The sequence below is a fragment of the Actinoplanes sp. NPDC026670 genome, from assembly GCF_040638175.1.
In the GTDB taxonomy this organism is placed as follows: Bacteria; Actinomycetota; Actinomycetes; order Mycobacteriales; family Micromonosporaceae; genus Actinoplanes.
The window spans coordinates 35,467-44,920 of the sequence record NZ_JBEZXU010000089.1 but is presented as its reverse complement, the minus strand read 5'-3'; the positions used below and the strand labels follow the sequence as shown (position 1 = coordinate 44,920).

Annotated in this window: 7 protein-coding genes; 5 read left to right on the top strand and 2 right to left on the bottom strand. The window is 71.8% G+C overall.

What is annotated here, in order from left to right; translation table 11 throughout:
* The first annotated feature begins 337 nt into the window (after positions 1–337).
* The 3 genes from AB0E94_RS47365 (at position 338) to AB0E94_RS47355 (ending at position 2,406) form a co-directional block, all read left to right on the top strand.
* On the top strand, positions 338–805 hold the full coding sequence (locus AB0E94_RS47365) for a GNAT family N-acetyltransferase (RefSeq protein ID WP_360341507.1): 468 nt from the start codon (positions 338–340) through the stop codon (positions 803–805).
* A gap of 72 nt (positions 806–877) precedes the next feature.
* A complete protein-coding gene (locus tag AB0E94_RS47360; RefSeq protein WP_360341504.1) occupies positions 878–1,354 on the top strand; it encodes a GNAT family N-acetyltransferase in 477 nt (158 codons plus the stop codon).
* Positions 1,355–1,395: 41 nt separating this feature from the next.
* Entirely contained in the window at positions 1,396–2,406 is a 1,011-nt protein-coding gene (locus tag AB0E94_RS47355) for a carboxypeptidase-like regulatory domain-containing protein (RefSeq protein WP_360341501.1), read from the top strand.
* 4 nt (positions 2,407–2,410) lie between these two features.
* Here the strand turns inward: AB0E94_RS47355 and AB0E94_RS47350 are convergent, their stop codons facing one another.
* Positions 2,411–2,641 (bottom strand): hypothetical protein, encoded by a 231-nt coding sequence (locus tag AB0E94_RS47350; protein ID WP_360341498.1) that lies wholly within the window; start codon positions 2,639–2,641, stop codon positions 2,411–2,413.
* Between the two features lie 86 nt (positions 2,642–2,727).
* Between AB0E94_RS47350 and AB0E94_RS47345 the strand changes: the two genes are divergently transcribed.
* A complete protein-coding gene (locus tag AB0E94_RS47345) occupies positions 2,728–3,456 on the top strand; it encodes a hypothetical protein (RefSeq protein ID WP_360341495.1) in 729 nt (242 codons plus the stop codon).
* A 9-nt stretch (positions 3,457–3,465) separates the two neighbouring features.
* Here the strand turns inward: AB0E94_RS47345 and AB0E94_RS47340 are convergent, their stop codons facing one another.
* Positions 3,466–5,655: an AAA family ATPase gene (locus tag AB0E94_RS47340; protein ID WP_360341492.1), complete on the bottom strand. Its 2,190-nt coding sequence runs from the start codon at positions 5,653–5,655 to the stop codon at positions 3,466–3,468.
* Positions 5,656–5,801: 146 nt separating this feature from the next.
* On the opposite strand from AB0E94_RS47340, the gene AB0E94_RS47335 reads away from it, so the two are divergent.
* Complete coding sequence (locus tag AB0E94_RS47335; RefSeq protein ID WP_360341489.1) at positions 5,802–9,395, top strand: S8 family serine peptidase; 3,594 nt, start codon at positions 5,802–5,804, stop codon at positions 9,393–9,395.
* The last annotated feature ends 59 nt before the right edge of the window (positions 9,396–9,454 follow it).

Sequence of the window (9,454 nt, the reverse complement as noted above, 5' to 3'; positions counted from 1 at the left end):
CACGCCCTCATCGCCCTCGCCAAACTCCACCTCGGCGGCTACAACATCGACCTACCAGGCCGCACCTAACCCACACATCCACCCGGAGAGCCGAAGAACCGTGCAAGATCCACGAGCAACGAGCAACGAGCAACGAACGACGAACGGCCAGCCACGAGCGACGAGCGAGAACGACGGGCCGGGGGTGGGCGTCGCGGGCGAGGAGATGTCATCCGCCCGAGGGCTGTCCTTCTCAAGCTGAGGCGGCTGCGCAGAAGGCTCCGTAAACGGTGACGAGCCGGGCAGGAACGCGGAGAGGATGACGCCTGGTGTTGCCGTCATCCACGAAGATCACTACATGACTGATGTCGATGTGACGGTGCGCCGGGCCTCCGACGCCGACGCGCCCGCGCTGGCCGGGTTGCGCTGGCGGCGGGCCACCCAGGACCACGGCTACGAGGGCGACAACCTGGACGAGTTCGTCGCGACGCTCGGCGAGTGGATGCGTGATCATCCCGAGCACCTGGCGTTCGTGGCCGAGGCGGACGGCGAGGTCGTCGGGATGGCATGGCTGGCCGTCCTCGACCGGGTGCCGACCGCGACCAGGTATGCCCGGCGCGGCGGCGACGTGCAGTCCGTCTTCGTCGTCCCCGAACTGCGCGACCGCCGGGTCGGGGCGCTGCTGATGTCGGCCGTGCTGGACGAGGCCCGCAGCCTGGAACTGGAACATGTGACGGTGCACTCCAGCCCGCGGGCGGTGCCGTTCTACGAACGTAACGGCTGGGAACACGACAACGAGTGGCTCAGCTGGGCCGCCGGGGCATGACTCACCCCACGGGACCGGCGCCGAACCCGCGGGGGCGCCCGGCACAGGTGGCATGAGACGACCGGAGGCAGGATGAGTGATGTGGTGCACATCGAGCTGCTGACCGACGCCGATCATGCCGAGTGGTCCGGGCTCGCCCGCCGCTTCAACGACCATTTCGGCACGGCGATCACCGACGAGTTGTACGAGCGGACCTGGCACCGCCTCATCGCACGAGACGAGATACGCGGTGCCGGGGCGTGGGCCGACGGCCGGATGGTGGGCCTCGCCCACTACTACTTCCACACCGGCCTCTGGTTCGGTGACCGCTGTTTCCTGGCCGACCTGTTCGTGGCGCCCGAGGCCCGGCGGCGCGGAGTCGCGACCGCGATGCTCAGCTGGATCGCCGGCGACGCCGCGGAGCACGGCATCACCCGTTTCTACTGGAACACCGAGCACGACAACGCCGGTGCACGCGCCCTGTACGACACGGTCGCCGACTACCGGGGCTTGATCGTTTACACGTACCGAACACCGCTGGGTCGCGAAATCCGCTCGAACACGGCATAGTGTCGTCCGCTGTTGTCGGCCGATCGAGAAGGTGGATGGAAGTGACGACGCGCATACGTGCCCGATGGACCCGTACCGCCGCATTCTTCGTATTGGCCGCCGGAGCACTGGCGGTGCCGGCGACGCCCGTGGTTGCCGCACCGGCCCCGATCAAGATCCTCAGCGTGTCGGCGGAGAACGTCGCACCGGGTGACAAGGTCCAGGTCCGGTTCCGGGTGACCAACACCGGGTCGGCGGCCGAGACCGCCATCGTGGTCGTCGGCGGCGGTCTGCCCTGCCGCACCGGCTGCCGGGCCGAGCCGAATCTCGGCCCGGGCCGCAGCAGGGACTTCTCGGCCACCGTCGTCGCGCCGGCCGCAGCGCCGGGTGAGACGACGGGTCTGAACATCTCGGTCGCGGTCCGGCTCGCCGGGCAGAACCACTTCGACTTCAAGATGGTGTACGTGCACGGGGCGGGCGCCACGACGCCGGGCACCGGCACCTCGTCCCCCACGGTGGACCGGGTCACCGGCCGGGTCCGGGACGCCGACGGCAAGAATGTCGGCGGGGTGGCCGTGACGGTCCGGGACAGTGCCGGGCACGAGTATCGGACGACCAGTGGCGGGAACGGCCGGTTCACGATCCGGTCGACCGATGCCAAGCCGATTCTCGCCGGGTCGATCGGTGTCGCCGCGACGAAGAAGGGCTATCGCAGCGCCGCCACTGTCGTGCAGGGTGCCGCCGGTGGCACCGCGAACGTGCCGGTGACCTTGACCGCGCTGGCCGAGCTGACCACGAAGGCGTCGCCTTCGGTGTCGGCGACACCGTTCGTCGCCGACGCCGACACGCCGGAGCCGAAGGCGAGCCTCGACGGCCTGGCTGCTCCGGGTTTCGAGCCGGTCAGCGACGACGGCAGCGGCCCGCTGCCGTTCGTCATCGGCGGCCTGCTGATGCTCGTCGGGCTGGGCGCGCTGGCGCTGATGGTGGTCCGCCGGCGTAACACCCGGCCGGAACCGGCGCAGCTCGCGGCGACCCAGTTGTTGCCGGTCCACGGCCGCGGCCGGGCCGGGTGAGAACTCAGTAGCTGGAGCTGGCGTCGAAGCCGAGCAGGCCGAGCCCGGCGGCCAGCGCGTAGGCGATGGCGATCGCCACGCCGAACAGGACGGTCGCGCCGACCCCGGTGATCAGACCGGTCCGGCCCAGGATCAGCATGCTGTCGACAACCTGCCGTCCGAGGCTCGGGTAGGTGACCCGGCAGGTGATGTCAGCGGCGGGCATCGGCTTGATCTCAGCGGTGGTGATGTTCATGCCTCAAAGACTCGCCCCACCACCTCAAGACAACCTCCGGCCCCGCTAAAACCCTCCGCAAGCCACCGACCCGAAACGGAACCGGCGTGATCGACGACTTCAGTGACCTGCGCGCATTGTGCGCTCCGGACGGCGACCGGCAGCGTGGGTGGGCGTTCGTCCGGGAACTGACCAGCACACTGGGCCGCCCGCTGACCGACGGCGACGGTATCGACACCGACCTGCTGCGTGCAGCCGAGGACCGGCTCGGGTATCCGCTGCCGGCCGCGCTGCGGGAGGCCTATCTGCTGTTCGGCCGCCGGCGGGATCTGACCGCCGCTCAGGACGAGCTGGTCTGGCCGCAGAATCTCACGACCGCCCCGGAGGGCGTCCTGGTCTTCCGCGTGGAGGCGCAGCACTGCGCGTCGTGGGGCGTGCCGGAGCAGGCCGTCGGGCAGGACGATCCCCCGGTCCTGGTGAACAACGGAGACGGCTGGGAGCCGTACTCGGACCGGCTGTCGATCGCGCTCGTGGAGATGGTGATGTCGGAGGCGATGTTCGGCGCCGACGAGCACAACGTCGACAACCGGGACCTCGACGAGGACGCGGCCGCAGCCGTGGCGGCCGCGTTCGAGCCGGTGCCGCTGCCGACCCTGCCGTTCTGGGCGGGAATGGACGGGCCGGGGGTGCGCTGGCTGGCCGGCCCGGAGGTGTTGCTGCGCGACGACGGCGGGGTGTGGCTGTGGGTGCACGGCCGGACTCCGGCGGCGGTGCAGCCCGTACGTGAGCAGGTGCCGGGCGATTGGCTTTCGGGCCCGGACTACGACGAGGACTGAACCCGACGGTCAGGAGGCCACCGGCGTGAGGAGGCGGGTGGCGTCGCGGCCCCAGGCGGGCAGGCCCTTCGCCTCGGCCAGGGACAGGGCCGCCTGAGCTTCGGCTCGGCCCTCGTCGTTGGCGCCTCGGGTGAGCAGCACCTCGGCGAGTGCCGTCCGCGCCGGGATCAGCGGCCACGCCGCGCCCACCCGGCCGGCTTCGGTGATCACGTCGCGCAGGCCCTGCTCGGCGGCCGTCAGGTCGCCCTGCCGGTGGCGGAGCCGGGCGAGGTAGAGCCGTGCGTCCGGCATCGCCAGCGGCAACCGGTGTGGCTGGGCGAGGAAGCCGAGGAGGCGGTCCTCGAGTCCGGCTCGCCGGTCGAGTGCCAGGTCGAGGCCGTAGGTGGTCAGCTCGACCAGGGGGCGCAGCCGTTCGTAGTCGGTGTCGTCGACCAGGCGGCGGCCGGTGGCCAGCATCGACGCGGCCAGGGTGATGTCGCCGACGTGCAGGGCGCCCTGGGCCCAGTTGAGGCAGGCCCGCGCGCGTTCCCGCGGATGCCCGGCCAGCCCGGCCGCGGCCGCGGTGATCGCCGCACCGGCGGTGGGGTCGCCGCTCTCCAGCAGCAGCGACAGCCGCGCGATCTCGACGGCGAGCACCGCCGACGGCTCCCCCGACCGGGCGGCCGCGAGGGCGGCCTGTTCGCAGAGCGCCTGATGCTCGCGGAGATGCCTGTCGACCACGGTGTCCGGCGCCGACAGCACGGCCAGGGCCCGGGCGCGCCGGCCGTGCTGGCGCAGGTACGGCAAGGCTCGTTCGATCTCGGCATAACCGGCGCGGGCCTCGCCCTGTTGGCGCAGCATCCGCCCGAGCGCGAGGCCCAGCTCGCCGCGGGCGCCGGGTGGCAGGCGACGGTCGGCGACCAGTGCGCGCAGCACCGGGATGGCCGATGTCTGGGCCACGCTCTCGATGGCGGACCGGGCGAGTTTCCCGGCCAGCCGGACCCGGATCGGGCGGGGCAGCCCGGCGTGTCCGACCGCGTCCAGCAGGAACCGCGCGGCGGTGCCGTCGTCGCCACGGGCGCTGGCCAGGTCGGCTGCGGCTTCGGCGTTGCGGACGTGATCGGCCGGGCTGTCGGCTTCCCGGTAGTGGTGGGCGAGCCGGGCGTACGGCCGTGGTTGCTGCTCTTCCAGGAGGCGGGCGGTGCGCAGGTGCAGCAGCCGCCGGGTGACCGGTGGCAGCAGTTCGTGGACGACCTGCCGGGCGAGGGTGTGCCGGAACCACAGCCGCCCGTCGCGCTGGTGGAGCAACCCGATTGCGCGGGCCTGCTGGAGCGCGGCGGTGATCGTACCCTCGCTGGTTTGAATGATGATGGAAAGCGGTCGTGCGTCGGCTGCCTGGCCGAGGACGGCGGCCGCGCCGAGGATTTCGCGGGTGTGTTCGTCGAGGTGGTGCAGGCGTGCGACGAGCACGTCGCGCAGCAGGGCGGGGACGGCGAGGTCGGCCAGGGCGTCCGGGTGGCGGCGGATGGCTTCCAGATCACCGTCGGTCATCAGTGACCGCACGACCTCCTCGACGAGGAACGGGATGCCGGCGGTGCGCTGGTACAGGTGGGTGGCGAGGGCGTCGGATCCGGCGAGCAGGGCGGTGGCGAGCCGGCCGACCTCGGCGCGGGTCAGCGGCGGCACGCGCAGGCGTTTGACGGTTGGTCCGGGCAGCCAGCCGGGCGGCAGCTCGTTGCCGCGCACGGTGATCAGAACCTTCAGTCCGGGTACGGGGTGCGCGCCGAGGTGGTCGATCAGTTGCAGGGTGGCCGGGTCGGCCATCTGCAGGTCCTCGACGGCCAGCGCGACCGGCGCGAGCCGGGCCAGCAGGGCGGCCGCCGAGCGCAGCAGCCGGGCGCGTTCGGCGTCCGGGTCGGGTAGCGCGGGCGGGAGCAGGTCGTTGAGGGCGTCGGTGGCGTGCGCGACCCGGAGCCCGTCGATCAGCGGCCCGAGGGGTTGTGGTTCGCGCAGGTCGTCGCAGTGGGCGACGATCACCGGCAGGCCACTGTCCTGAAGTGACTCGGCGACCAGCCGGCTCTTGCCGACTCCGGCTTCACCGCTGAGCAGCACCAGTGGCGAGGGGCGGGCGAGTTCGGCGCGCAGCGTGCCGAGCAGCCGGCGCCGCCCGACGAACGGGCCGGGCGTGGGCAGGGCGAAGAACGCGGTCAGCTGAGACACCAGATAGGACGATAGTTCGCCGTGTTTCCAGTGACTGCGCATTCGGTTTCGTGATCGTTAACGGACAAGATCGACAGGCGCCGCATCGATGATCGCGCTTGTAGCGTCACCGGCACTTCAGGCCTCTGATCGAGTCGAGGTAATACGTGAGGATCTTCCCCATCGGCGGCGTCGTGGCGGTGCTGACCGCGGTCGCGGTGACCCCGCCCGCGGCCGCGGCCGCACCCGGGCCGGCGCACCGTGCCCCCACCACCAGCAGCACCACGATCACCCTGATCACCGGCGACGAGGTGACCGTCCGGCCCGGCGGGACCGCGGTGCAGGCTCCGGAGGGCTCGCACATCACCACCGTCGGCCCGGACACCTACGTCTATCCGGACGGTGTGCTGCCGTACATCGCCTCCGGCCGCCTCGACAAGCGGCTGTTCAACATCACCTACCTGCTGCGCGAGGGCTACGGCGACGCCGCCACCGACCGGCTGCCGGTCATCCTCGGTTACGCCCCGACGCTCGCGAAACGCGCCGAGGTCCTTCCCGAGGCCGCCACCGAGGTGCGGGCGCTGCCCAGCATCAACGGCCGCGCGGTGAACACCGACCGGGCCCGCGCCAAGGACTTCTGGTCGTCGCTGACCGCCACGTCCCCGGCTCTGACCGCGCGGACCACCAGCGCAGCGCCGGCGTTCGCGCACGGCATCGACCGGGTCTGGCTGGACGGCCGGGTGCACGCCGCGCTGGCCGACAGCGTGGCCCAGATCGGCGCGCCGTCGCTGTGGGCCGGCGGCAACACCGGTGCCGGCATCGACGTCGCCGTGCTCGACACCGGTGTCGACGCCGGCCACCCGGACCTGGCCGGCCGCATCGAGTCGACCGCCAGTTTCGTGCCGGGCGAGGACGTCACCGACGGCCACGGCCACGGAACCCACGTGGCGTCAACGATCGCCGGCACCGGCGCCGCCTCCGACGGCCGGGAGAAGGGTGTCGCCCCCGGCGCCGACCTGGAGATCGGCAAGGTGCTCGACAACGGCGGCTCCGGCCAGGACTCCTGGATCATCAGCGGCATGGAGTGGGCCGCCCGCGAGCGCAGGCCCAAGGTCGTCAGCATGAGCCTGGGCGGCTCCCCCACCGACGGCACCGACCCGATGAGCGTCGCCGTCAACCAGCTCAGCGCCGAGACCGGCGCGCTGTTCGTGATCGCAGCAGGCAACAGCGGCCCGACCGAGACCACGGTCGGCTCGCCGGGCGCCGCCGACGCCGCCCTGACCGTGGGCGCGGTCGACTCCGGCGACCGGCTCGCCGAGTTCTCCAGCCGCGGCCCGCGCCTGGTCGACGGCGCGCTCAAGCCGGAGATCACCGCCCCCGGTGTCGACATCCTGGCCGCCCGCTCGCAGTACTCCGCGGAGGGCGAGGGCCTCTACCGGACGATGAGCGGCACCTCGATGGCCACCCCGCACGTGGCCGGCGCGGCCGCCCTGCTGGCCGCCCAGCACCCCGGCTGGACCGGCGGGCAGCTCAAGGACGCCCTGGTCAGCACGGCCAAGCAGACCCCGGACTTCGGGCCGTACGACGCGGGCAGCGGCCGCCTCGACATCGCCGCGACCAGCAGCGCGACGGTCTTCGCCTCGGCCACCGCCTACCTCGGCATCCACCCGCTCACCGACGAGCCCACCGGCACGACCGAGCGGCCGATCACGTACACCAACACCGGCCCGGCCGCGGTCGACCTGGACCTGACCCTGGACGGCCCGGACCTGATCGAACTGTCCGCCACCAAGGTGACCGTGCCGGCCGGCGGCACCGCCACCGTCACGGTCTCGGCCGACCTCGGCAGCGTCGCCGAGAAGGGCCGCTACACCGGCAGCGTCGTCGCCAGCGTCGGCGGCACGCGGGTGGCCGACACCGTCGTCGGGCTCAGCACCGAGGACCAGCCCCGGCACCTGACCATCACGCCGACCGGCCGCAACGGCGAGCCGATGCCCGGCGAGATCATGCTGCTGCGCGACGGCGATCCGGCCGGCGCCTACTACAGCTTCGTCACCTATGACGGCCGGCCGATCGACGTGCTCGTGCCGCAGGGCCGCTACGCGGTCTGGATGTGGGGCCAGGTCGAGGGCAGCCACGGACCCAACTCCCGGGGCATGGCCCTGATCAGCGAACCCACCGTGGTCGTCGAGAAGGACACCGCGATCGCGCTGAAGGCCGCCGCGACCCGCGAGGTGCAGGCGATCACCCCGAAACGCACCGCCACCAGCGAACTGCGCGTCGACTACCACCGCGAACTGGGCGAGACCGCGTCGGCGACCGACGCGTACATCCTGCCGCGTTTCTACGACAGCGTCTGGGTGGTCCCCGGCCAGAAGGCCCGCGACGGCCGGATGTCGGTCACCGCCCGCTGGCGCAAGATCCAGCCGATCCTGTCGCTCGGCGACACCTTCGACGACCTGATCCTGCTGCCCGGCTCCACGCCACCGGCCGAGGGGGTCCAGCAGATCGAAGCCGTCTTCGCCGGCAAGGGCGTCAACGTCAAGGACAAGATCGCGGTGGTACGGCGAGGCGACCTCGACGATCAGGTCGACGCCGCTGAGGAGGCCGGTGCGGTGATGCTCGCGATCGTCAACGACGAGCCGGGCCGCTACTTCGACGCCACCAGCCGCACGAAACTGGCCGTGGTGTCGCTGACCAAGGACAGCGGCGAACAGCTGATCACCCGGCTCGCCCAGGGCCCGGTCAGCCTGCGCGTCGAGTCCCAGCCGACCACCGACTACCTCTACGACCTGGTCCGCTACTGGCCGGACGGGGTGCCGAAGTCGGTCACCTACCGCCCGGCCGAGCGTGAGCTCGCCCGCGTCGACGTCGACTTCCAGCGCACCTCGACCCGGGAGATCTCCGAGAAGCGCTACGACTACCACCCGGGCATGCCGGTGAAGGTCGGTTCCACCACGCTGATGCGCTCCGACCGGTTCCGGACCGACCGGGTGAACGCGCAGCCCGGCGTCACGTGGTCGAGCGACATGGACGACCTGTACTCGTTCCAGCTCGGCGGCAGCACCACCTATCAGCCGGGCAGCCGGACCACGGAGACGTGGCTGGGCGCCATCCAGCGGCCGCGGATCAACGACGCGGTCACCCTCCCCCACCGCGACGGCGACCGGATGGTGGCCGAGATCCCCGGCTGGGGCGACTCGGGCGCCAACCATGCCGGGGTGGCGTTCCCGGACGGCGGCGAGATGACCGCGACGCTTCTCCAGGGCGGGCGGGTCATCGAGAACAACGAGTACAACTGGATCGACCAGAACTCCGGGCTGAGCCCGAAGCGCCTGCCGTACCGTCTGGTCACCACCACCAAGCGGGACTCGACGTCCTATCCGTACTCGACGCGGACCCGTACCACCTGGGACTTCGTCTCGGACGCGAAGACCGGACGGCTGCCGCTGATCCAGCTCGACTACCGGGTGGCCACCGACATCACGCACCGGGCCGCCCGCTCGGCGCCGATCACGGTCACCCCGTCGCACCTGCCCGGCGCTCCCAGGACAGGGTCGATCACGTCGGTCACCCTCCAGGTGTCCTACGACGACGGCGTCACCTGGCAGACCCAGCACCTGCACCGGACCGCAGCCGGCTGGACGGCCGACCTGAAGGCGCCGCGGAACGCTCAGCACGTCACGCTCCGCACCACCGCGAAGGACGTGTACGGCAACCGCGTCGAACAGACGATCACCCGGGCCTTCGGCCTGAAGTGATCACACGGCCGGGTCGCGACGCCCATCGTCGCGGCCCGGCCGTTCACGTTTGACAGCGA